Genomic DNA, 24174 nt, shown 5'->3' with positions numbered 1-24174 from the left:
CCGATGATAGTGCGGATTCCCGTGTGAAAGTAGGTAATCGTCAGGCTCCCCAGCATGACCAGAAACCCCACCCCGAAAAGGTGGGGTTTCTGCGTTTACGCGGCAAAAACGTGGACGCAGAAAACATCGCCGCGGTGAGACTTTGCCCGAAGCGCTCCGGTTCTTCTGGTCTCACCCCTATCAGCAATACCTCAAAATCGCCGACGGTACTCCGCCCACCGTCCTGCATCATCTCATCCGTTTAAGCCCTTTTCCTCACCGGCGTCTGATACGACAAGCCTGCGGTGAAGCGGTCGAGCCGTTCACTGGCGTCGGTGATCGCCCAAAGGGGCGCGCTGTGCAGTTGTCGATCGTAGTTTGATGCGATTTTGGCAAAAAGCGCGAACCCAGCGCTGTCCAATCTCCACTCGCCGGTTTCGCGGCCGATATCGAAAACCGCTGACACAGCTCTCTCCGCTGCACCGATCTGCTCGCCCGTCGTCGAGCCAAAACCCGATTCAGCCAGAAAACCCGTCAACAGCATGACTTGCGTAAGCGTTTGCGCATCGCTCGTGCTGCCGGCACCCCGGCGCAAGGCGTCGAGCGCCAGATGCACACGCAGGGCAAGGTCGTCGGCGACCTGCCGTGCGATGGGCAACAGCATGGCTTTGTCATGCCGAGCACGTGCGGCGCCAGTCTTGCGGGAAAACGGAATAGGTTGTGCCATGACGGTCCAGTGTTATGCCTGTGCAGATGCAATAACGGCGCGGGCGGTAAAAGGTTGAGTCCTTATTGCGCGGCTATCACACCCCAATTTGGTCGTCGAAAGCGGTGGTATGGCTGTCTTAAGCCAATAGGCATAGATTGACCGGTGTATCCGAGCTTTCATCTCGATTGCACGGTTTTTTCCGATTCCTCTGGTTTGTCGCAGTATCGGATCGAACAGTCTCTGGAACTACCGGGTCCCGCATCATGGCGATTTTGGACATACCGGCCCTGCCTAGTCGTTGCGTTTGGAGGCTTGGTCGACCGTGGACACACTTTTAGTACACCCCTAACCTAGGCAAGCGACCCACATTCCGCTGCAAGCGCCGCGCCACCCAGTCGCAGCACCTGTCAAATCGGCTTCACTCCTGATCCGGCTCATCAACCGGCGCCACACTGCGGGCCCTCACGCGTCGGCGAATCTCCGAATCGAGAATCAGCCGGCCGCGCAACTTGCCCTTCATCCGCTTCACATAGCGAGGTGCTTCGGTCATGTGAACCACCATCAACTCGCGCACCTTTTCCACATCGCGTTCACGCGCCGCTTTCGTGATCGCTTTGTGAATCTTCACGTTGGCGAGACCGAATCGTTCATGTTCGACCTGCGGCGTGTCGTTACGAAACTCGATCAATTGCCGGATCATTTCGTTGATCAACTCGCAACTGAAGCGCAGGAACGGATTGGGATTCGCCGCCGCGAGGATGTCGTGAAAATTGACGTCTTCCTGACGTTGCCGAACGATGTCCTGTCCGCCATGTGACGAAGCCGGCCGGTCGCAGCACGCAATGCTTGCTTCGAGCGCCTCGAAGTCCTGCTCCGTCAGATGCGGCACCGCACCCGCCGCTAGCTCCGGCTCCAGCAATTTACGCACGGTGTAAATGTCGTCGATCGATACGTCCTTGAAGAACAGGTAGTTCTGCAAGAGCTGTAGCGTGCGATCAAGCGGCACTTCAACCACCATGCCGCCGCCGCTTGGGCCCGTGGTCACCTTGATGAGACCTTGCACCTCGAGAGACTTCAGTGCCTCGCGAATCGTGCTCTTGCTCACCGAAAAGAGCTGCTGCAATTCCACCTCGCGCGGCAGGCGGTCACCCGGTTTCAGGTCTTTCTCTGTGATGAGCCGCTTGATCTCTTCGGCGACCAGATCGCCGCGCTTTTGCTGCTTGATCTCAATCGCGGCGCCAGCCTTGGCGCGGTCGATGGCCATTTTCGTTACTCCCAGTTTTGTCCTGCATGCTTTCGACGGGCCGCCGGGCCCGTCGTGGCGCGGAAAGCCACGCCGCTGCCGCCAGGAATTTTGCCTTATTGACACTCGAATTTATTGTACCTACGATCGAGTCCAACCTATTTATCATGATAAATAGAACAAAGCCGGTGTGGTGAAAAACTTCTCGGCGGCCAGCAGGCTTTCGTCGTCGTTCGCGCAGTCTTTCAGTTTCGCAGTCGGTCAGTGCGTGTCTCTTTCTTAAGGAGCGTCATTTTGAATCGCCGAAATATGTTGAAGCTGGCCGCGTTGTCGGCCGTTCCGGGGACGTTGGGCTCGCTGGTCGCGCGTAGCGCGTTCGCGCAGGCCGGCACCTTGCAGTTCGCCTGTCCGGTGCCGATGTCAGGCCCGTTCGCGGCGAACGGTAAGTATGCCGACCTCGGCATGAAGCTCGCTATCGAGCAGTACGGCAAGGTACTCGGTCAACCGCTTGCGTACACGGTACTCGACACGGAAGGCAAACCCGCAACAGCCGTGCGCCGAGTGCAGGAAATCGCGCAGCAGAAGAATGCACGCTTCTTTGCCGGCGGTATTTTGTCATCCGAAGCATTGGCAATGGGTAAGGAAGTCCAGAAAGCCGGCGGCATCTTTATCACCACAGCAGGCGCGGACGAAATCACCGGCAAGGACTGCAACGACGCGACTTTCCGCTGGTCCGTGCCGACTTACGGCGCGATCGAACAGACCGTGCGTCCGTTGATCCAGATGATGCCGAAAGCCAAGCGCTGGTACACCATCACGCCGCAATACGTATTCGGCGATGGTTTGCTATCGGCGGCCAAGGCGATTTTCAAGGAGAAGGGCATTGAGCACGTGGGCAATAGCTACCACTCGCTCAACGAGAAGGAATTCAGCGGCTATCTGACGAATGCAGTCGCCGCGAAGCCTGACGTCCTGCTGATTCTCAACTTCGGTTCGCAATCGTCCGATACGTTGCGCCAGGCCGTGAGTTTCGGCATGAAGAACAATTGCACGATTCTGCTCGCGTGGGCTTCCGGGTTGGAGCAGTTCGAATCGCTCGGTGCTGACCTGTGCGAAGGCGTCTATTTTGGCGCACAGTATTGGCACGACATCGACTCGCCGCTCAATCGCGATCTCGTCAAACGCAGCAATGCCGCGTTCAAGGCCAATCCCAACTACAGTCTCGCAGGTTCTTACATCTGCACAAAGATCCTGCTCGACGGCATCGTGAAAGCGGGCACAGTCGATCCGAAGAAGGTGGTCGCAACGCTCGAGGGGATGAAGTACGACGGCTTGACCGGTCCGGAGGAAGTCCGCAAGGGCGACCATCAGGTGCTGAAGAACTACTATCTGTTGAAGGGCAAGGCGAAGAACAAGATGAAAAACGCCGACGACTACGCGGATATCGTGAGCTCCGGCCAGTCGTTCCTCCCGCTCGACAAGACCGGCTGCAAGATGGCCTGATGCATCAGCGCCGCAAGCAACGCGGCACGCTCATTAGCGAAACTCCATCGCTACACCCTTTAGACGGACGCCATGAACGTTTATCTCCTGCAGATCGTCAACGGCATCGGAGTGGGAATGCTGTATTTCCTGCTCGCGGTCGGTTTGTCGATCGTGTTCGGCCTGCTGCGCTTCGTGAATTTCGCGCACGGCGCGTTCTATCTGCTCGGCGCGTACTTTTGCTATCAGGCCATGCAGTGGTCGATGAATTTCTGGACCGCGCTCGTTGTCGTGCCGATCGTCGTCGGCGCGCTTGCGTGGATCGTCGAGAAGCTGATTCTTCGGCACGTCTACGCGCAACAGCATGAGTTTCATATTCTCGTGACGGTCGGCCTCGCCCTCGTCGTGCAGGAATGTGCGATCCTGGTCTGGGGGCCGCTCGGCGACAACGTGCCGGTTCCCGACATGCTGAACGGCGTGGTGATCTGGGGCAGTTTCGTATATCCGAAGTACCGCCTGTTTGTGATCGGCTTCACGGCTGTGCTGGCTGCGCTGTTGTGGTGGGTGCTGGAGGGCACACGGCTCGGTAGCGCGGTGCGCGCCGGCAGTGAATCGACGGAAATGGTGTCGCTTCTTGGCATCAACGTGATGCGTGTTTTCAGCCTGGTGTTCGCGCTAGGCGCCGCCACTGCCGCTTTGGCCGGTGTGCTCGCCGCGCCGATTCGCGGCGTTGATCCGTTCATGGGCATCGAGGCGCTCAGCGTCGCGTTCGTCGTGGTGGTAGTCGGCGGAATGGGCAACTTTCTGGGCGCGCTGGTAGGCGGACTGCTGGTCGGCATCGTGCAGAGCGTGATGAGTACGCTGTGGCCGGAAGGCGCACGGCTGATGATTTATGTCGCGATGGCCGCCGTGCTGCTGCTACGGCCGAACGGCCTGCTTGGGAGAGCGGCATGATCGATACCTCGAAACCTGCTGTTCATGATGCCTCTTCCCGGCCGGCTCAACGCAGCTTGAAGCATGCGTTGCATCGCTATCGCTTCCTGTTGCTTGCGTTACTGGTCGTGTGCGTATTGCCGCTGACGTTACGTTCCGGATCGTTAGCCACAGAAGTACTCGTGTTCGCGCTCGCCGCGCTCGGTTGCAATCTGCTGCTCGGCCATACGGGTTTGCTCTCTTTCGGGCAGGGTATCTTCTTCGGACTCGGCAGCTATTGTGCGGGCCTCGTCCTGACCAAAACGGGCATGCCGATACCTGTGGCGCTGCTTGCCGCGATCGTGATCGGCGCGGCTGCCGCGGCGCTGGTCGGCTGGTTTTCGATTCGTCAACGCGGCACGTACTTCGTCATGTTGACGCTTGCATTCGGGCAGTTGTTCTACTTCCTCGCCTACACCACGCCCGATCTGACCGGAGGTGACAACGGCTTGCTCGACATCCCACGCCCGGCGCTGGGGTTATTCGGCAAGGCACTCTTACCGTTGACTTCGCCGTGGCAGTACTACGCTTTCGTCGCCGTGCTGTTCCTCGTGGTGTTCTGGTTGCTGATGCGTGTCTCGCATTCGGTATTCGGCCGCACGTTGCTGGCGATCCGCGACAACGAGGCGCGTGCGGCCGCAGTCGGCTATGACGTCAAACGCTTCAAGCTCATGGCGTTCGTGATCTCCGGCGCAGTGACGGGCCTCGCTGGCGCGTTGCATGCGCTGATGACCGGCATCGCGCCACTGTCCAACATCGATTACCACACGAGCGAGATGATTCTCGTGATGACGGTGATCGGTGGCACGGGCAATCTGTTCGCCTCGGTGCTGGGCGCAGCGTTCTATGTGCTGTTCGCCGACTGGTTGTCCACGCTATGGCCGCGCTGGCTGTTGCTGCTCGGCATCGTGCTGATCGCCGTTAGCCTTTTCATGCAGCGCGGGCTATGGGGCTTGGGCGAACGAATCTGGCAGGCGCTGCGGCGTAACTCATCCGCAGACGCTGACAACGATACTGGCAACCACGCAACTGAGGAGCGCATATGACCGAAGCGATTCTGCAAGCGAGCGACGTGGTGAAGCGGTACGGCAAATTCACGGCGCTCTCCGAAGTCAATCTGCGCGTCATGCCACGCACCGTGCACTCAGTGATCGGTCCGAATGGCGCGGGCAAAACGACGCTGTTTCACGTGTTGACGGGCACGTTGCCCATCACCGACGGGAAGATCATCTTCGACGGTCACGACGTGACGCATGAGCCGGACCATAAACGCGTGCGTCGCGGCGTCGCGCGTTCGTTCCAGGTGACGAGCCTGTTCGCCAATCTGAGCGTGCGCGAAAATCTGCGGCTTGCCGCGCAAGGTGTCGACGCGGTGCGTGCGTTGAACGCATGGACGCCACCGCATGGTGCACTCACTCACGCGGACACCGTCGACAGTGTGCTTGAACGCCTCGCATTGCAGCGCTTTAGCGAGGTGCCGGCGGGCGCGCTATCGCACGGCCAGCAGCGACGGCTTGAAGTCGGCATGGCGCTCGCAGCGCGGCCCAAGGCGATCTTTCTGGATGAGCCGACTTCCGGCATGGGCATCGACGACCTCGACGACATGAAGCAGTTGATCCGTGGCCTGCGTGACGATTACACCGTCGTGCTGATCGAACACAACATGGGCATCGTGATGGACATCTCCGACACGATCACCGTCATGCAACAAGGGCGCGTGCTGGTGGAAGGACGGCCGGACGATATTCGCGGCGACGAGCGTGTGCGCAGTGCCTATCTCGGCAACATGATTACCGGAGGCCGCGCATGATTCTCGACGTTCAGCAGATGCACGGCTTCTACGGCAAGAGTCACATCCTGCAAGGCGTGTCCCTGCAAATCAACGATGGCGAGACGGTCACGCTGCTAGGCCGTAACGGCGCAGGTAAGTCGACTACGCTCAAGGCCATTGCCGGTGTTGTCACACCGCAGCGCGGGATGGTGACGCTCAACGGTACGACAATCAACGGCATGCCGCCGCACAAGATAGCTTCGCGAGGCGTGTGCTTCGTGCCAGAACATCGCGGTGTCTTTCGTCTGTTGACCGTCGAAGAAAACCTAAGGCTCGGCGCGCGCAAGAATTCGCCGTGGCAACTCGAAGACATCTACCGCATATTTCCACGCCTGAAAGAGCGGCGCACGAATGGTGGCGCGCAACTCTCCGGCGGCGAACAACAGATGCTCGCGATCGGCCGTGCGCTGATGAATCATCCGCGGCTGTTGATGCTTGACGAACCGGTTGAAGGTCTCGCGCCGGTGATCGTCGAAGAGATCGTCGCGCAACTCAAGTTGATCCGTGAAGCGGGCGTCGCGATTCTGCTGGTTGAGCAGAACCTGGAAGTCTGCACACAACTCGCGGATCGCCACTACATCATCGAACAAGGCGTGATCGTGTACGAAGGCGACAACGCCTCCTTCGCCGCCGACGACTCGATCAAGGACCGTTTTCTGGGCGTGGGCGTCGTCTAACGCCCACGCTGTCTTCATTACGAGTACGAGGAAGCATCGATGCAAGTTCATGAATCAACAACCGTCGCGACGCTCGATGATCTGCGTGTCGACGGCGCACGGCTCTGGGACAGTCTCATGCAACTCGCGCAAATCGGCGCGACGGAAAAAGGCGGTGTATGCCGGCTCGCGTTGACTGACCTGGATCGCAAGGCGCGTGACCTCTTTGTCGCGTGGGCAAAGGAAATTGGCTGCAGCGTGCGGATCGACGCGATCGGTAATATCTTCGCGCGTCGCGCGGGTTTGCGTGACGACCTGCCACCGGTGATGACCGGCAGCCACATCGATACGCAGCCCACGGGCGGCAAGTTCGACGGCAATTACGGTGTGCTGGCTGGTCTTGAAGTGTTGCGCACATTGGCCGACGCCAACGTGCGGACGCTCGCGCCGCTGGAAGTCGCGGTGTGGACCAATGAAGAGGGCTCGCGTTTCGTGCCGGTGATGATGGGTTCAGGCGTGTTCGCCGGTGCGTTCACGTTGGAGCATGCGCTCGAACAACGCGATCGCGAGGGCATTTCGGTGCGCGACGCGCTCGCGTCAATCGGTTATGCGGGCGACAGTGGGAAGCCTCATGCAGTCGGCGCGTATTTCGAAGCGCATATCGAACAAGGGCCGGTGCTGGAGGCGCATGACACGACGATCGGCGTCGTACAGGGCGCGTTAGGTCAGCGCTGGTACGACGTGACAGTGCACGGCATGGAAGCGCACGCCGGCCCTACACCGATGGAACTGCGCCGCGACGCATTGCTCGTTGCGGCCGATCTGATTCACGCGGTGAATCGCATTGCCCTCGATCACGCGCCGCATGGGCGCGGCACGGTCGGCTGGCTCAACGTGCATCCGAATTCGCGCAACGTGATTCCAGGCCGCGTGACCCTGACGGCCGATCTGCGGGCCGCTGACGATGCCTCGCTCACAGAGATGGATGCCGCACTACGCGCTGCCTGTGCGACCGCCGGTGAGAAGGCCGGCATTACGGTCGACGTCGAACAAGTGGTGTATTTCCCGCCCCAACCGTTCGCGGCGGATCTGGTCGCCGCGGTTCAACAGGGCGCGGACACGCTCGGCTTTTCGTCGATGGACGTCATCAGCGGCGCGGGCCACGACGCCGTTTATCTCGCACGCGTCGCGCCAGCAGCGATGATCTTCGTACCGTGCAAGGACGGCATCAGCCACAACGAAATCGAAGACGCACGCGCGGACCATCTGGAAGCCGGCTGCAACGTGCTATTGCAGGCGATGCTGAACGCCGCGCAAACGGCGGGGGGCACGGAAGCATGAAAGTCCTGATTGCAAGGATGAACCACGAGACCAATACATTCTCGCCGGTGGCCACGCCGCTTGCAGCGTTCGGCCGCAATGGCCCGAGCTACGGCGAAGACGCGTTCAACGAAAACAAGGGCATGCAGACGGCAATGGCCGCGTTCATCGACGCAGCCGAGCGCGAGCATGCCGGGATCGTGACGCCCATTTCCGCATCGGCGAATCCGAGCGGACCCGTCGAAGCCGCCGCGTACGACGCGATCTGCGAGGCAATCGTTGCGGCCGCAACGGGTTGCGATGCCGTGATGCTTGACCTGCACGGTGCCATGGTCGCCGAAAATACGAACGACGGCGAAGGCGATCTGCTCGAACGCGTGCGCGCCGCGTTGCCGAACGTGCCGATTGCCGTCGCACTCGATCTGCATGGCAACGTCACGCAGAAAATGATCGACAACGCCGACGTGATCGTCAGTTTCAAAACCTATCCGCACGTCGATATGTACGAGACCGGCGCGCATGCGGCGCGTCTGCTGTTCGACCTGGTCCACGGCAAGGCGAAGCCGGTGATCGCATGGCGCCAGCCGCCGCTGCTCACGCATACGCTGCGCAGCGCGACGACCGAAGGTGCGATGAAGCGCGCGGTAGACGCCGCACGCGCGGCAGAGGTCGATGGCGTGCTGGCTGTGTCGGTGTTGTCCGGCTTTTCGCTCGCTGACATCGCGGCGCCATGTATCAGCGTCGTCGTGGTGGCGAACGGTGACCGTGCGAAAGCGGAATCGGTAGCGGAGCGCATCGCGCGACAGATCTGGAACGAGCGCGAAGATTTCGTTTATCGCAGTGCGGCGCTGGCCGAATCTGTCGCACAGGCCGCGGCGCTCGCACAGGGCACGGACAAACCGGTACTGCTGCTCGATCACGGCGACAACTGCATGTCGGGCGGCACGTGCGACACGATGGACCTGCTGGAGGAAGCGCTTAAGCAGAAGCTCGAAGGGGTCGTGAGTGGCCCGTTGTGCGATCCGCAGGCCGTCGCGGCGCTGATGGCTGCGGGCGTCGGCAGCACGGTGACGGTGACGATCGGCAACAAGGTCGCAAGCAGCGCGGTGACGCCGCGGCCGCCGGTTGCCGTGACCGGCGTAGTGCGCGCTCTGACCGATGGCGAATACGTGATCAGCGGTCCGACCTACACAGGCCAGCGTGCATTCATGGGGCGCGCGGCCGCGCTCGACACCGGCACGGTCAAGCTCGTGATGACCGAGCGCACGCACGAACCATGGGACCTCGGCGTGTTCGAGAGCGTCGGCATTGATCCGCGCCGCGCACGTTTCCTGTTACTCAAATCACGCATGTACTGCCGGCCGGTTTTTGTGCCGATCGCCGCCGGCCTGGTGGAGTGCGATAGCCGTGGTGTGACGAGTTCGGATTACGGGCTGTTTAAGTTCGTGCACGTGAAGCGGCCGGTGTTTCCGCTGGACGCGCAGACTGAGTGGGCGTCGACGAACTGAAGCGAGTTGAACAATGAACCACGCGACGAATCGACGGACATTCGCCCATGAACATACTTGCCCCGCAGGGCTTGTGCGGCGCGTCCGGAGTCTCTATAATTCGCGCCTCTAAAGGCTCGTAGCTCAGTTGGTTAGAGCACCACCTTGACATGGTGGGGGTCGTTGGTTCGAATCCAATCGAGCCTACCAACGCATATGTGACGTAGACGAAAGCGGCTCCGCTTTCGTCTACTGTCATGTTCTCGCATCACATCGGCGCACTTCATCATCGTGCAGCTGTCCTGTCAGTTTATCCCCTTCGTATTGCCCGTATTTCGCCACAGCGTGATTCGTTCGCTGTTCGAATCCGTAAAACAACGCGGGGGTTGTGCATAGAATCGCGTCAACCACCGCTTTGTCCAGGCCGAGTTCCAATAGCGTCGATAACGACTGGCCGTAGTTCATCACCTGCTCGTACTGAGTATGGGGCCAGTCGCTTCCCCACATCAGCCGCTCAGCGCCGAAGTGTTCGACAAGCAGGCTCGTCGCCTCACGCACAAAACCCGAACCCGGAACTGCACATCGGTACGCGCCCGAGACCTTGACCCACACGCGACCGGTTGCGCCATAACCGAGCAACCTCTTGAAGCCGGGATCGTGAATTCCTTTCTCTGGGTCGGGGCGTCCGAAATGATCGACGACCACGGGTACGCCAGCTTCGAGCAAGCGGTCGAGCATCGGTGCCAGGTCCTGCGCATTCCGGTGCAGTTCGACGTGCCAACCCAACCTCGACAATCGCTCAAGCAACGGCGTCCATGATTTCGCGCCCAGATCCGGCAATGCCTGCTCGATCAGATTGAGCCGTATGCCGGTTACGCCGCGACCATGTAGGTCCGCCAGCGTTTCCTCTGAAGCATCGGGCGCAACGACCGCTACGCCCCTTAAGCGGTGCGTATCTCGCGACAGTGCTTGTAGCAGGTAGCGATTGTCCGTCCCGAGAAAACTCGGCTGCACGAGAACCGCGCGCCCGATGTCGTGCGTGTTCAGCAGTTGCAAATACGTGTCGAGCGTGGCGTCGTAGCCCGGCGCGTAGCGCCGGCTATCCGTGAGCGGCAAACCTCTCTCGAAGACATGCGCGTGAGTGTCCACGCGGCAGGAGTGGGACTGGGCGACGGATACGGGAGCACCCATGATCAACCCCGCGGCGGGTCCAGGGTCAATCGCGCGTTGTCGACGGCATCGGGCGCCGATTCTGGCACCACGCCACGCAGACGTTTGCCGCGCGTCTCGGGAAGCAGCAACACGGCGATCATCGCGAGACCGTAAGCAATGGCCGCGTCGATTCCGATTGCCATACCGAGCGACATCGAATGACTCATGTAGCCGACGAGCACAGGGAAGCCCGCCGAAGCGATCCGTCCGAAGTTGTAGCAGAATCCGACGCCTGTGCCGCGCATGTCGGCCGGATACAGTTCGTTGAACAGCGGGCCGAGACTCGCTGGAATGCCCGCGGCGAACAAGCCGAGTGGGAAGCCCAGCACGAGCATTTGCGTGTTGCTCAGCGGCAGCATCACGTAAGCGAGCACTGTAACGATGCAGCAGAACGCGAAGAGGGCGACGTTGCGGCGGCGGCCAATGCGGTCGAGCAGATAAGCACTCGCCATGCAGCCGCACCAGAAAGCCACGATGACAACCGCCAGATAGCCACCAGTGTTCAGAACCGATAGGTGCCGTTCTTTGGCAAGGAAGGTGGGCAGCCAGGTCATGATCGCGTAGTACCCGCCATGTGCGCCAGTGCCCAGCACGGCGCCGATCACGGTGGTCCGGAGCACGCGCGGCTGGAAGACCTGGGTTATCTGCCCGAGCACCGACACCTTGGGCGCAGTGCTTGCCGTCGCGACGCGTGCCGGTTCCTTCAGATTGCGCCGCACGAATAGCACCAGGCCGGCCGGCACGAGGCCGACGGCGAACATTACACGCCATGCGGTGTCCGACGGCAACCAGGAGAACGCCGCTGCATACACCAGCACGGCTGCACCCCAGCCGACCGCCCAGGCGCTTTGCACGGCACCCATCGCCTTGCCGCGGTGTTCGGTACGAATGGTTTCCGCCATCAATACCGCACCTGCCGCCCACTCACCGCCGAATCCGAATCCTTGCAGCGCCTTGAGAACCAGGAGTTGCGGGAAGTTTTGCGCGAACGCGCAGAGAAAGGTGAAGCCGGCGAACCAGAGGATCGTTATTTGCAAGGTCCGGACCCGTCCGATGCGGTCCGATAACGCGCCGGCGATCCAGCCGCCGAGCGCCGAAGATATCAAGGTGACGCTGCTGATCGCGCCGGCCTGCGTATGGTCGATGCCGTACGCGGCAATGATCGCGGGGATGGCGAGGGTGAACATTTGCACATCGAGCGCGTCGAGCCCCCAACCCGCAAAGCACCCCCAGAAGGTGTTGCGTTCGAGGGACGTGCCTTGCTTGTACCACGTGAACATAGCCGTCTCCGTCGTGCTTATCATGTAGTCATATATATGACTGTATGAATGGTGGTCGCAAAGTCGCCAAAAGTCATTGAGTATTAACCCTTGCTCACGTCGCCGCCGCGGGATGTTGTACAGTAGTTACTCCTCTGAACAACTATATGAATGCTATGGACGCAACCTCTTTTGTGACCAAGCCGGATGGTCGGTTGCCCCGTTATCAGCAATTGCGTGACGACCTGGTTGGCCGCATTGCCGCAGGCGAATGGGCGTTGGAGGAACCCATCGCCACGGAGGCGGAGTTGGGGCAGTTCTATAACGTCTCCACTGGCACGGTTCGTAAGGCGATCGATCTGCTCGTTGTCGACGGCGTGCTCACGCGCAGCCAGGGCAAGGGCACGTTTATTCGCCGGCCCCGTTTCGATTCGTCGCTGTTTCGTTTCTTCCGTTTCAAGTCGCGCGACGGCGAGCCGGTGCGGCCGACCGCGCGCGTGCTCAAGCGCGAGATCGTGAAACCCGGCGAAGAAATTCGCTCTACTTTGGGCATGAAAGCCTCTGAGAAAGCGATCCACCTCTCGCGTGTGCGCCTGATCGAAGGCCAGGCGGTTCTGTCTGAAGAAATCTGGTTGCCGCGTGCGCGTTTCGAACCCTTGGCCACGTTGTCGCTCGACGATTTCGAGGACTTGTTGTATCCGTTGTATGAACGTCTTTGCCGGCAGATCGTGGCGTCCGCCACGGAAATCTTAAGAGTAGAACAAGCCACATCCGACGATGCCTCGCTTCTCGATGTAGCGGTCGGCAGCCCTGTCATCCAGGTCCAGCGTGTCGCATCGGACTTCGCGGGCACGCCGTTCGAATGGCGTAGCACGCGCGGCACAGCCACGACGTTTCAGTACCAGGTGGAAATCCGCTGAGTCAGTGACTCGCTGGAATACAGCGGAGCTGATCCGCCTCAACCTCACCCCCCGCTTTTTGAACGCGGCGCCCCTAGAAATCGCTGGGGCTGCACGCGCCTATCCGGGTATCACCCCATGGTGTCCGATGCCAGTTCATATAAACATATATATGACTACATCAATCTGGCCGTTTCCCTGGACGTAGCGGCTGCCATGCCGCGAAGCGAAAGGCGAAGGCGGCCGGCGAGAAAACCGGAGCGGACATGTCTACGCAGGCAGGATTTGAGCAGCAGGTAATGAGGAAGATGGCGTGGCGGCTGATGCCGCTTCTGATCGTCATGTTTCTGATTTCGTTTATCGACCGCCAGAACGTCGGTTTCGCCAAGCTGGAGATGGTGCATGCCCTCGGCATGACGGAGGCGTCATATGGCCTCGGCGCTTCGCTGTTCTTCATCGGCTACCTTATCTTCGAGGTGCCCAGCACGCTGGCATTGCATCGCTTCGGCGCTCGGACCTGGCTCGCGCGGATCATGATGACCTGGGGTGTGGTCACGGTGCTGATGGCGTTCGCGCGCTCGCTGCCCGTTTTCTATTCCTTTCGCTTCGCACTGGGCGTTGCCGAAGCCGGCTTCTATCCCGGCGTCATCTACTACCTTACGCAGTGGTTCCCGCAAAGCTATCGCACCAAAGTGCTGGGGTTCTTCACGCTGGGTAGCTCGCTCGCCAACATGCTGGGCTCGCTGGTCGGCGGTCTTCTGCTGACGTTAGGCGGCACGTGGGGTTTCGCGGGTTGGCAGTGGGTGTTCATCGCCACCGGCATTCCCGCCATTCTGATTGCGTTCGTCGCGCTCAAATTCTTGCCGAATTCGGTGCAGGAAGCGCCGTTCCTTTCGCAGCAGGAGAAGGATGTCGTCATCGCCGCGCTCAAGCGGGAAGCGTCGGATGATGCCAAGGCGACGCGGCCTTGGGGCGCGTTGCTCGATCCGAAGGTTCTCATGTTCGCGTTGACGTACATGCTGATGTCGACGTCGTTGTACGGGGTGACCTACTGGATGCCGACGCTGCTGAAAAGCGATGGCGTGTCGTCGTCGCTGAACGGTCTGCTGAACATGATTCCGTGGGCGCTCGCGACACTGCTTCTGCTGTGGCTGCCTGGGAAGCTCAAGCGTGAGCGCGTCGTGTTGAAGGCGATGAGCGTGGTGGCCGGCATCGGCGTCGTTTGCTTTGCGTCGAGCCTGGTTCTGCCGACAGCGTCGCTGCGTTTTGCCGCGCTGTGTCTGGGCGGGGCGTGCATCCCCTTGCTCTATCCGTGCTTCTGGTCGCTGCCCCCGCGATTCTTCTCTGGCGCAAGGGCCGCAGCGAGCGTGGCGGCGATCAACGCAATCGGCAATCTGGGCGGCTTTGCCGGGCAGAACCTGATGCCTTATGTCGGCAAGGTGGCGCACAGCCATGTTGCGCCGATGCTGGTGCCGACGGCGTGCCTGTTTGCGTTGGGGATCGGCACGGCTCTGGCCGCGCTGATCGGCGCGCGCCGCAGGATGACGCTCGAGTCGGCGACGATTCGTCCGACGTAGATCCCGTCAGGGACGGAGCAGGTCGAAGCCGGCCAGCACGACAACCCCGCTTACCACGATCAGCGCTACCGAATGCTGTCCGAAGTAAAGAAGGGCCGCGGCCGACCAGCTCGTCGCTGCAAATGCTGCAATACGTTTCATGCTTTAAAACCCCAATGCAATAGCCAGCAACCCGCTGACCACCCCGCAAACCACCACGGCCAGCGCCACCACCGTCAGCACGCGCCTCGGGAACGAGCGCCCAAGCATGGCCATCGACGGCACGCTGATTAGCGGCAGCGTCATCAGCAACGCGCCAGCCGGACCCGCGGCCATGCCGAATGAGAGCATGGCCTGAATGATCGGCACTTCGCCCGCGGTCGGAATCACGAACAAGGTTCCGGCGATCGCCAAAGCGACGATCCACAGCAGGCTGTTATCGATGCTGGGTCCGATGTGCGGGAACAGCCATGCTCGCGCGGCGCCGAGAATCAGCACCAGGACGATGTATTCGGGAATCAGCCGCAGCGTCATTGTTCCGAGGATTTTCACCCAGCGTGTGAACGCGGTGCCCGGGTCGTCGGTGGTGACGAGTTGTGCCATGGCTTCGCGCGACGCCTCGGCTTCCTTCGGCGTGACCATGCGGTTCACCAGATAGCCGAGGCCGAACACCATCACGAGGCCGAGGGCGAGCCGCAAGCCCATCCATTGCCAGCCGAGCACGAAGCCCATGAAAATCAGCGTGGCCGGATTCAAAGCAGTATTGCCCAGCCAGAACGCGATCGCCGCACCTGGTGCCGCCTGACGGGCGCGCAAGCCGGCCACGACCGGCGCCGCGCAGCACGTGCACATCATGCCCGGCAACGACATCAAGCCGCCCTTCACCACGCTGCTGAAATCGGTCCGGCCGAGCGCGCGTGCGACCCATTGCGGCGGAATCAACGCCTGCACCGCCGAGCCCAGCAGAAGGCCTAGCACCATGGCTTGCCAGATCGCCTTACCGTAGGCCAACGCGTAATCGAAGGCGGCCTGCCACGAGGCTGCAGGCGCGCTCGACGCCGTACCCATCAGGATCGACTTGCCGATGGAATGCTGACTTGCAGCGACGAACGCCCGGTTGTAGTACGGAAACCACTTCACATAGAAGAGCCCGACGACGGCAATCAGCAGGAACACGATCCAGCCGAGGGCGACGCGGGGCTGCCGAAGGGTTGATTGCATGATGAATGATCTTGAACGTTAGTTTTTAGTCAGATGACAGCGAGCGCGCTGTTATCGAGTTGGGCAAGCAGGGCTTTTGCCTGCTCAACGAGATCGGCGTCGTTAGGCCGAAAATTCATTTGCAACGCCTGTGGCAACTGCACGAAATGCTGATGGCTGCTGCGCGCATACGCCGGATCATAGTGCCGTTCAATCAGCTCGCGCGCGAGCTCGGCCCGGCTATTTTCATCGACGAGGTGTTGCCAGCCCGTGACACGTTCGCGGCTATGCAAACCGATCATCTTCTGCAACTGCGCTTTCAACGATTCAGGATCGTCGAACAGATGCGCGTAGTCATGCAGCAGGAACGCCGCGCGGTCTTCGTGGCTCGATAGCACTTCGACGCAAGCGCCCTGATGAAACGTGTCGAGGAGCGCGAGCGGCAGTGCGATCGAACCGATCCGCCGGCTCTCCGCTTCGACGAACACCGGCCGTTTGGGATCGAATGTGCGCAGGGCGGTCACCAGCAGCGTGTCGAAGAGTTTTTGCGACGGCTGCTCAATGCCTGCCCATGCGCCGAGCAACGAGCCGCGATGGGCAGCCAGCGCTTCGAGATCCAGCGTCTGCGCGCCCGCCTGGCGCAGCGCTTCGAGCAGGCGTGTCTTGCCGCTGCCGGTCGGGCCCACTAGCGCGATGTAGTTGAACTTTTTCGGCAGCGTCTCGAGGGTGTCCAGCGTCGCGCGCCGATAGCTTTTATAGCCGCCGTCCAGCTGACGTGCCGGCCAGCCGATCATATTGAACAGCGTCGTGACCGAACCCGAACGTTTCCCGCCGCGCCAGCAATAGATGAGCGGCCGCCAGTTGCGCGGCCGGTCGGCGAAGGTGGTTTCCAGGTGGTGCGCGATGTTGCGCGCAACCAGCGCCGCGCCGATCCGCGTGCCTTCGAACGCTGAGACCTGCTTGTAAGTTGTGCCGACCAGAACACGCTCTTCGTTGCTCAGCACAGGTGCGTTGAGCGCGCCGGGGATGTGGTCTTCGGCGAATTCCAGAGGCGTACGCACGTCGATGATTTCATCGAAATCACCGGCTTGATCGAGGCTGACGAGTAGGTTTTTCAAGGGGTTACGGACGAAACAGACCAGCGGGGGAAGCGAAATTATCGCATGCGCCGTGAATACCGGCTGGCGAGCCGCGCAGGCCTGCGTCCTGGACCTGCGTCTCGCCTTGCCTAGCCTGGCTTCGCCGATGAAACCCGCTCGCGCCTCAGCTAACCTCGACTCGCTTGTCCCCGCTGACCATTTCGCCGATCACGCACGCTTCGTTGAAACCGTCGGCGCGGAACAGGGCGAGTACCTCGTCGACTACTTCCGGCGCGCATGAAACCAGCAGGCCGCCCGAGGTTTGCGGATCGGTGAGCAGAGTACGGGCCGTCGACGGCAATGAGGAAGGCAAAACAATGTCTTTACCGTATGCGTCCCAGTTGCGCCCGGAAGCGCCAGTAAAAATGCCGGCTTCCGCGAAGCTGACCACGTCCGGCAGCCAGGGCAGATCCGCATAGCGCACGCGAGCCGTCAGATTCGATCCGCGCGCCAATTCCAGCGTATGGCCGAGCAAGCCGAAACCGGTGATATCCGTGAGGGCATGCACGCCGTCGAGCGCGGACAGCGCCGCGCCCGGTCGGTTGAGCTTGGTCGTGGCCGCGATCATCGCGGCATAGCCGTTTGAATCGAGCCGGTCTTTTTTCAACGCCGCCGACAGCACGCCCACGCCCAGTGGCTTGCCGAGGATCAGCACGTCGCCCGCGCGCGCACCGGCATTGCGTTTGACGCGCCGCGGATCGACCACGCCGATCGCAACGAGGCCGTAGATGGGTTCCACCGAATCGATCGAGTGACCGCCGGCGAGGGGAATGCCGGCTTCGGCGCAGACGGACTCGCCACCCTTTAACACCGCCGCGATCACGTCGTGCGGCAGCACATTGATCGGCATGCCGACGATCGCCAGCGCCATGATCGGTTTGCCGCCCATGGCGTAGACGTCTGACAGCGCATTGGTTGCGGCAATGCGGCCGAAGTCGAACGGATCGTCGACGATCGGCATGAAGAAATCAGTGGTGGCGACGATCGCCTGCCCGTCGTTGAGCCGGTAGACGGCGGCGTCGTCGGCGGTATCGTTGCCGACCAGCAGGTCGGGAAAGAACGGCAGCGGCGCGCTGCGCTTGAGCAGGTCGGCGAGCAGGCCTGGAGCGATCTTGCAGCCGCAGCCGCCGCCGTGCGACAGGCTGGTCAGGCGGGGCGAAGGGTTTGCGGCGGGGAGGGTGTCGGTCATGTGTGGCGCGGATTTCAGGCTTCGAATGACCACATTATGGCGGTTGTTCGAGCGCGGCGCAGGATAGCGGCCACCCACGGCGCGGGTCGTTGCGGACGCAATCAACTGATGCAAGAGGAATAGTGCTGCTTCCGTTAAACCGGCTGCGGTGCTTCATATTTAACAACTTTAAAGAGATGGGCAGTCTGGCTGCAGGACTTCATATCGGCCTCTATAATCGTTATTAGTATCCCAAAAAGAGCCGAGGCCATTACATGACCCACATGTCCCGGCGACAGTTTCTGAAGGTCTCCGCCACCACGCTCGCCGGATCAAGTTTGGCCCTCATGGGCTTCTCTCCGGCACCCGCGCTGGCCGAGGTTCGTCAGTACAAACTGTCGCGCACAACCGAAACCCGCAACACCTGCCCGTACTGTTCGGTGGGCTGCGGCATCCTGATGTACGGACTTGGCGACAACGCCAAGAATGCAAAGTCCAGCATCATCCACATCGAAGGCGATCCCGATCATCCGGTGAACCGCGGCACGTTGTGCCCGAAGGGCGCGAGCCTGATCGACTTCATTCACAGTCCGAGCCGTCTGAAGTATCCGGAGTACCGCGCGGCCGGATCGAATGAATGGAAGCGGATTTCCTGGGAAGACGCGCTCGATCGCATCGCCAAACTGATGAAGGAAGACCGCGACGCCAATTTCGTCGAGACGACGGAAGACGGCAAGAAGGTCAACCGCTGGCTGACCACCGGCATGCTCGCAGCATCGGCCGGTAGCAATGAAGTGGGGTATTTGACGCACAAGACTGTCCGCAGTCTTGGCATGCTCGCATTCGATAATCAAGCACGTGTTTGACACGGCCCGACGGTGGCAGGTCTTGCCCCGACGTTTGGCCGTGGAGCGATGACGAACCATTGGGTCGACATCAAGAACGCGGATGTGATTCTCGTGATGGGCGGCAATGCGGCCGAAGCGCACCCGTGCGGTTTCAAGTGGGTCACGGAAGCGAAGGCGCATCGCAAGGCAAGGTTGGTCGTGGTCGATCCGCGCTTTACGCGCACGGCCTCGGTCGCGGATTACTACGCGCAGATTCGAACCGGCTCGGACATTGTGTTCCTGGGCGGGGTGATCAACTATTTGCTCACCAACGACAAGATTCAGCACGAGTACGTCAGGAATTACACGGATATGCCGTTCATCGTGCGCGAGGATTTCTCGTTCACGGACGGCCTGTATTCCGGCTACGACGCGGATAAACGCAGCTACGACAAGAGTACGTGGGACTACGAGATCGGCGACGACGGTTACGCCAAGATCGATCCGACGCTGCAGCACCCGCGCTGCGTCTACCAGCTGATGAAGCAGCACTACTCGCGCTATACGCCCGAGCAGGTCGAACGGACCTGCGGCACGCCGAAGGAAAAATTCCTCAAGGTATGCGAGATGCTGGCGTCCACAGCTGTCCCGGGGCGTGCCGGCACGATCCTGTACGCGCTCGGCTGGACGCATCACTCGATCGGCGCGCAGATCATCCGCACCGGCGCGATGGTGCAATTGCTGCTGGGCAACATCGGCATTGCGGGCGGCGGCATGAACGCGCTGCGCGGTCACTCGAACATTCAGGGTTTGACCGACCTGGGTTTGATGTCGAACCTGTTACCGGGCTACATGACGCTGCCGATGGAAGGCGAGCAGGACTTCGACGCCTTCATCAAGAAGCGCGCGAGCCAGCCGTTGCGGCCGAACCAGTTGAGCTACTGGCGCAACTACCGCGCGTTTCACGTCAGCTTTATGAAGTCGTGGTGGGGCGATAACGCGACCGCCGAGAACAACTTCGGCTACGACTATCTGCCGAAGCTCGATAAGTCATACGACATGCTGCAGGTCTTCGAGCTGATGAATCAAGGCAAGATGACCGGCTACATTGCGCAGGGCTTTAACCCGCTCGCCGCGGCGCCGAACAAGGCGAAGATCGGCGCGAGTCTGGCCAAGTTGAAGTGGCTCGTCATCATGGATCCGCTCGCTACTGAAACTTCGGAGTTCTGGAAGAACTTCGGCGAGTTCAACGACGTGGATCCGTCGACGATTCAGACGGAAGTGTTTCGTCTGCCCACCACGTGTTTCGCCGAGGAACGCGGTTCGCTGGTCAGTTCCAGCCGCGTGCTGCAGTGGCACTGGCAGGGCGCCGACGGCCCGGGCGAAGCGAAGAGCGACCTCGAGATCATGTCGGGGCTGTGGCTGCGCATTCGCAAGGCTTATAAGGAGAACGGCGGCAAGTATCCCGATCCGATTCTCAACATGAGCTGGCCTTACTCCGATCCGGAAAGCCCGACGCCTGAAGAAATCGCCATGGAGTTCAACGGCAAGGCGCTCGCCGACGTGACCGACGCCACCGACAAAACCAAGGTGCTCGCGAAGAAAGGCGAGCAACTGGCGGGCTTCGCGCAATTGCGCGACGACGGCAGCACCGCGAGCGGTTGCTGGATCTTCTGTGGTGCATGGACTCAGGCGGGCAACCAGATGGGCCGTCGCGACAACTCGGACCCGACCGGCATCGGCAATACGTTGAACTGGGCATGGGCGTGGCCGGCGAACAGACGGATTCTGTACAACCGTGCTTCGTGCGACGTCAGCGGCAAGCCGTTCGACTCCACGCGCAAGCTGATCGCGTGGAACGGCAAGACGTGGAGCGGTGCCGACATTCCCGACTTCAAGGTGGACGAGCCGCCTGAAAACGGCATGAATCCGTTCATCATGAATGCGGAGGGCGTGGCGCGCTTCTTCTCGCGCGACGGTCTGGTGGAAGGACCATTCCCCGAGCACTACGAACCGTTTGAAACGCCGCTCGGCTATAACCCGCTGCATCCGGATAACAAGGCGGTCGTCAGCAGTCCGGCGGCGCGCGTGTTCCCGGACGATCGGGCCGCCTTCGGCACGCATGAGAATTTCCCGCATACGGCCACCACGTATCGTCTGACCGAGCATTTCCACTACTGGACCAAGCACGCGCGTTTGAACGCGATTGTGCAGCCGCAGCAGTTCGTGGAGATCGGCGAAGATCTGGCGAAGGAGGTGGGCGTGGTCGCGGGGGACCGTGTGAAAGTGTCGTCCAATCGCGGGCACATCATCGCCGTGGCGCTCGTCACCAAGCGGATCAAACCGCTGATGATCGAAGGGAAAAAGGTCCAGACGGTCGGCTTGCCCTTGCATTGGGGCTTCAAGGGGCTCGCGAAACCGGGCTATCTCGTCAATACGCTGACGCCCTCCGTGGGCGACGGGAATTCGCAAACACCGGAATTCAAGTCGTTCCTCGTCAAGGTCGAAAAGGCATAAGGAAAAGAGATGGCACTGCAATCACTGGATATCAAACGCCTCTCGGCCACGACCTTGCCCGAACCGCAAGTGCGTGAGCCGGTGACGGGCACGGTCGCCAAGCTCATCGACGTATCGAAGTGCATTGGCTGCAAGGCGTGTCAGACGGCCTGCATGGAGTGGAACGATCTGCGCGACGAGATCGGTACCACGACCGGCATCTATGACAACCCGCGCGATCTGTCTGAGCATTCGTGGACCGTCATGCGGTTCTCGGAGTACGAGAACACCGAAGGCGATCTCGAGTGGCTGATCCGCAAGGACGGCTGCATGCACTGCGAGGATCCGGGCTGCCTGAAGGCCTGCCCCTCGCCGGGCGCGATCGTGCAGTACACGAACGGCATCGTGGATTTTCACGAGGAAAACTGCATCGGCTGCGGCTATTGCGTAACCGGCTGCCCGTTCAACGTGCCGCGTATTTCGAAGAAGGACAACCGTGCGTACAAGTGCACGCTGTGTTCGGACCGCGTGGCTGTCGGTCAGGAGCCGGCGTGCGTGAAGACCTGCCCGACTGGCGCGATCATGTTCGGCACCAAGGAGGACATGAAGCAGCAGGCGGCGGATCGGATTGTCGATCTGAAGGAGCGCGGTTTCCAGAACGCAGGTTTGTACGATCCCGCCGGCGTGGGCGGCACGCACGTGATGTACGTGCTGCACCACGCCGACAAAGCCAACCTGTATCACGGTTTGCCGCAGAATCCGAAGATCAGCGTGATGGTTTCTCTGTGGAAAGGTCTGGCGAAACCGCTGGCGCTGGCAGGTATCGCGTTTGCTGCGGTGGCAGGGTTCTTCCATTACACCCGTGTCGGTCCGAACGAGGTGACGGAGGCGGAAGAAGCCGAAGCACAGCACGAAGCTGACGAAGCACGCCGTTCGCGGGAGGCATCCGATGAAGCACGCTGAAAATCATGAGCACGTTGTGCTGAAAGACGTGAAGGGCAACAGCCTGATCCAGCGCTACACGCCGAATGAACGGACGAATCACTGGATCACTGCTATCACGTTCGTTCTGCTGGCGCTCTCCGGTCTCGCCATGTTTCATCCGGCGATGTCGTGGCTGTACGCGATCTTCGGCGGCGGGCAATGGACGCGGATTCTGCATCCATTTGTCGGCTGTGTGATGTTCCTGTCGTTCCTGATTCTTGCGTTGCGTTTCTGGCATCACAACTATCTGGACAAAGCCGACATCCAGTGGATGAAGCAGATCGACGACGTGCTCAACAATCGTGAGGAAAAACTCCCTGCGATTGGGAAATACAACGCCGGTCAAAAGCTGCTATTTTTCACTATGGTGATTTGCCTGCTGCTGTTGCTGGCGAGCGGCATTGTGATCTGGCGGCGCTATTTCTCGTTCTATTTTCCGATCGAGATCATTCGCCTCGCGGCGCTGGTTCATGCTGCGGCTGCGTTCGTGCTGATCGTCGGCATCGTCGTGCATATTTATGCGGCGTTGTGGATCAAGGGCTCGATCGGTGCGATGACGCGCGGGACGGTGACCTACGGCTGGGCAAGAAAGCATCATCCGAACTGGTTCAAGGAAATCATCGGCAAGTAGGAACGGCAATAGATAGGGAAAACGCGTGGCGCAACTTGCCACGCACCCCGAGCCGCCGCCCCTGTTCGACGAACTGCGGCGGCTCTTCAGTTTTCAGCGCAGTTTTCAGAGGTCGATACTTTGGTTCAACGCATTCTTGAGGCCGGCGATATCGAATCGCTCGACCACACGGCGATTCCCCGCATCCGTACGCCGGAACGGCTGGCAGTCTTTTCGGCGCGCGCCGCGCGGCTGCGTCAGTTGGCGGCGCTCAGCAATCCGATCGCCGGCTATTTGCGTCTGATGGCTGTGCTCGCGGACGCGCAGCAAGCCGTGATCACCGGCTTCAAGGCAAAGCCGCCCAGCGCCGAGTTGATCGCGAGTGCACAGCAGCATTCCATGCCGCTGATTCCAGCGCTTTCCGGCGTGCGCGACCCCGCGTGGCACGAGGTTTTGCTGCAGTTGCTGGACAAGGTGCAAGCCGCCGGCCCGCTCACGCCGCCGCTCGAAGCGCTCATTGAAAAGCTGCGAACGCTGGACCAGGCCACGCTCGACACCCAGGCCGACGCGATCTTCGCGCAGCGCTTCGAGGAAGTCGATCCGGCGAGCGCGCCGTTCATCATGGCGGCGCTGCAAGTCGTATGGACCGACCTTGCTGCCGACATCGATAAGCGCGAGGTACCGTACATCGAGACGCTGGGCTTGTGTCCCGTGTGCGGATCGCATCCGGTGGCGAGCATGGTGCGCGTGGGCGGTGCGTATGACAATTACCGTTACCTGCAATGCGGCCTGTGTGCGACGGAGTGGCACATGGTCCGCGCGAAGTGTTCGAACTGCGATTCGACCAAAGGCATTGCCTATCACGCAGTCGGCTCGCAGGACACCGACGAGGCCACGCGAGAAGCCGATTCGAAGAATGCATCCTTGAAGGCGGAGTCGTGCGACGAATGCCATACTTACCGGAAGATCGGCATTCAGTCGAAGGACTACGATTTCGAACCGTTCGCGGACGATCTCGCCAGTCTCACATTGGACCTGCTGATGGGAGCGGAAGGTTACCGGCGCGCGTCGCCGCATCCGTGGCTCTGGCCGGAACAGGCCGAACCAGGCGATGATTCTTCCGTCGAGTCCGACTGAGAATGAGG

At 60.8% G+C, this 24174-nt stretch carries 22 protein-coding genes and 1 tRNA gene; 15 read left to right on the top strand and 8 right to left on the bottom strand.

The features are described 5' to 3' along the window. A partial coding sequence (locus tag M0D66_RS30120) for a hypothetical protein (protein WP_266212438.1) occupies positions 1 to 245 on the top strand: 245 nt, incomplete at its 5' end. Here the strand turns inward: M0D66_RS30120 and M0D66_RS30115 are convergent. After that, the gene (locus tag M0D66_RS30115; RefSeq protein WP_266212437.1) at positions 242 to 706 is read right to left on the bottom strand and encodes a hypothetical protein; all 465 of its coding nucleotides are present in this window, start codon (positions 704 to 706) and stop codon (positions 242 to 244) included. The genes M0D66_RS30120 and M0D66_RS30115 overlap by 4 nt on opposite strands. 400 nt (positions 707 to 1106) lie before the next feature. Continuing rightward, the gene (locus M0D66_RS30110) at positions 1107 to 1952 is read right to left on the bottom strand and encodes a FadR/GntR family transcriptional regulator (RefSeq protein ID WP_093646658.1); all 846 of its coding nucleotides are present in this window, start codon (positions 1950 to 1952) and stop codon (positions 1107 to 1109) included. Positions 1953 to 2225: 273 nt separating this feature from the next. Here M0D66_RS30110 and M0D66_RS30105 point away from each other — a divergent pair, with 273 nt between their 5' ends. The 8 genes from M0D66_RS30105 (at position 2226) to M0D66_RS30070 (ending at position 9889) form a co-directional block, all read left to right on the top strand. Beyond that, complete coding sequence (locus M0D66_RS30105; RefSeq protein WP_093646660.1) at positions 2226 to 3434, top strand: ABC transporter substrate-binding protein; 1209 nt, start codon at positions 2226 to 2228, stop codon at positions 3432 to 3434. Positions 3435 to 3506: 72 nt separating this feature from the next. Further along, entirely contained in the window at positions 3507 to 4367 is an 861-nt protein-coding gene (locus tag M0D66_RS30100; RefSeq protein WP_093646663.1) for a branched-chain amino acid ABC transporter permease, read from the top strand. Next, positions 4364 to 5431 (top strand): branched-chain amino acid ABC transporter permease, encoded by a 1068-nt coding sequence (locus M0D66_RS30095; RefSeq protein ID WP_200653908.1) that lies wholly within the window; start codon positions 4364 to 4366, stop codon positions 5429 to 5431. The genes M0D66_RS30100 and M0D66_RS30095 overlap by 4 nt, the downstream gene beginning before the upstream one ends. Then, the gene (locus tag M0D66_RS30090) at positions 5428 to 6195 is read left to right on the top strand and encodes an ABC transporter ATP-binding protein (protein WP_093646668.1); all 768 of its coding nucleotides are present in this window, start codon (positions 5428 to 5430) and stop codon (positions 6193 to 6195) included. Before M0D66_RS30095 ends, M0D66_RS30090 begins: the two co-directional genes overlap by 4 nt. Further along, on the top strand, positions 6192 to 6893 hold the full coding sequence (locus tag M0D66_RS30085; RefSeq protein WP_211708225.1) for an ABC transporter ATP-binding protein: 702 nt from the start codon (positions 6192 to 6194) through the stop codon (positions 6891 to 6893). The genes M0D66_RS30090 and M0D66_RS30085 overlap by 4 nt, the downstream gene beginning before the upstream one ends. A 39-nt stretch (positions 6894 to 6932) precedes the next feature. Then, complete coding sequence (locus M0D66_RS30080; protein WP_266212436.1) at positions 6933 to 8213, top strand: Zn-dependent hydrolase; 1281 nt, start codon at positions 6933 to 6935, stop codon at positions 8211 to 8213. Continuing rightward, complete coding sequence (locus M0D66_RS30075) at positions 8210 to 9700, top strand: M81 family metallopeptidase (protein ID WP_266212435.1); 1491 nt, start codon at positions 8210 to 8212, stop codon at positions 9698 to 9700. Before M0D66_RS30080 ends, M0D66_RS30075 begins: the two co-directional genes overlap by 4 nt. Before the next feature lie 112 nt (positions 9701 to 9812). After that, a tRNA-Val gene (locus M0D66_RS30070) sits at positions 9813 to 9889 on the top strand. A 45-nt stretch (positions 9890 to 9934) separates the two neighbouring features. On the opposite strand, the gene M0D66_RS30065 is transcribed toward M0D66_RS30070, so the two are convergent. Both M0D66_RS30065 and M0D66_RS30060 read right to left on the bottom strand, forming a co-directional pair. Then, a complete protein-coding gene (locus tag M0D66_RS30065) occupies positions 9935 to 10870 on the bottom strand; it encodes an amidohydrolase (protein WP_266212439.1) in 936 nt (311 codons plus the stop codon). A gap of 2 nt (positions 10871 to 10872) precedes the next feature. Beyond that, a complete protein-coding gene (locus M0D66_RS30060) occupies positions 10873 to 12171 on the bottom strand; it encodes an MFS transporter (RefSeq protein WP_266212434.1) in 1299 nt (432 codons plus the stop codon). A gap of 155 nt (positions 12172 to 12326) precedes the next feature. Here M0D66_RS30060 and M0D66_RS30055 point away from each other — a divergent pair, with 155 nt between their 5' ends. Together M0D66_RS30055 and M0D66_RS30050 are read left to right on the top strand one after the other, a co-directional pair. Then, positions 12327 to 13070, top strand: coding sequence for a GntR family transcriptional regulator (locus M0D66_RS30055; RefSeq protein ID WP_266212433.1), 744 nt, complete (start codon positions 12327 to 12329; stop codon positions 13068 to 13070). A gap of 245 nt (positions 13071 to 13315) precedes the next feature. After that, positions 13316 to 14626: an MFS transporter gene (locus M0D66_RS30050; RefSeq protein WP_093646684.1), complete on the top strand. Its 1311-nt coding sequence runs from the start codon at positions 13316 to 13318 to the stop codon at positions 14624 to 14626. 6 nt (positions 14627 to 14632) lie between these two features. On the opposite strand, the gene M0D66_RS30045 is transcribed toward M0D66_RS30050, so the two are convergent. The 4 genes from M0D66_RS30045 to selD all read right to left on the bottom strand — a co-directional run bounded on the left by M0D66_RS30045 (position 14633) and on the right by selD (position 18133). Further along, a complete protein-coding gene (locus tag M0D66_RS30045; RefSeq protein ID WP_266212432.1) occupies positions 14633 to 14767 on the bottom strand; it encodes a hypothetical protein in 135 nt (44 codons plus the stop codon). 3 nt (positions 14768 to 14770) lie between these two features. Beyond that, entirely contained in the window at positions 14771 to 15826 is a 1056-nt protein-coding gene (locus M0D66_RS30040) for a permease (protein ID WP_200565795.1), read from the bottom strand. Positions 15827 to 15855: 29 nt separating this feature from the next. Next, a complete protein-coding gene (gene mnmH, locus M0D66_RS30035) occupies positions 15856 to 16923 on the bottom strand; it encodes a tRNA 2-selenouridine(34) synthase MnmH (protein ID WP_266212431.1) in 1068 nt (355 codons plus the stop codon). 145 nt (positions 16924 to 17068) lie between these two features. Beyond that, positions 17069 to 18133 (bottom strand): selenide, water dikinase SelD, encoded by a 1065-nt coding sequence (gene selD, locus M0D66_RS30030; RefSeq protein ID WP_266212430.1) that lies wholly within the window; start codon positions 18131 to 18133, stop codon positions 17069 to 17071. A 254-nt stretch (positions 18134 to 18387) separates the two neighbouring features. Between selD and fdnG the strand changes: the two genes are divergently transcribed. The 4 genes from fdnG to fdhE all read left to right on the top strand — a co-directional run bounded on the left by fdnG (position 18388) and on the right by fdhE (position 24166). Further along, positions 18388 to 21456, top strand: coding sequence for a formate dehydrogenase-N subunit alpha (gene fdnG / locus M0D66_RS30025; RefSeq protein ID WP_266212429.1), 3069 nt, complete (start codon positions 18388 to 18390; stop codon positions 21454 to 21456). Positions 21457 to 21465: 9 nt separating this feature from the next. Continuing rightward, entirely contained in the window at positions 21466 to 22398 is a 933-nt protein-coding gene (gene fdxH, locus M0D66_RS30020; protein ID WP_093646694.1) for a formate dehydrogenase subunit beta, read from the top strand. Beyond that, a complete protein-coding gene (locus M0D66_RS30015; protein ID WP_097394618.1) occupies positions 22385 to 23050 on the top strand; it encodes a formate dehydrogenase subunit gamma in 666 nt (221 codons plus the stop codon). Before fdxH ends, M0D66_RS30015 begins: the two co-directional genes overlap by 14 nt. A 120-nt stretch (positions 23051 to 23170) precedes the next feature. Then, positions 23171 to 24166, top strand: a complete 996-nt coding sequence (gene fdhE, locus M0D66_RS30010; RefSeq protein ID WP_256457414.1) for a formate dehydrogenase accessory protein FdhE — start codon at positions 23171 to 23173, stop codon at positions 24164 to 24166. The last annotated feature ends 8 nt before the right edge of the window (positions 24167 to 24174 follow it).

This window comes from Paraburkholderia sp. SECH2, from assembly GCF_030464795.1.
Lineage (GTDB): Bacteria > Pseudomonadota > Gammaproteobacteria > Burkholderiales > Burkholderiaceae > Paraburkholderia > Paraburkholderia aspalathi.
Note: the sequence above shows the minus strand (reverse complement) of the source record. Positions and strands in the feature narration are given on the sequence as shown.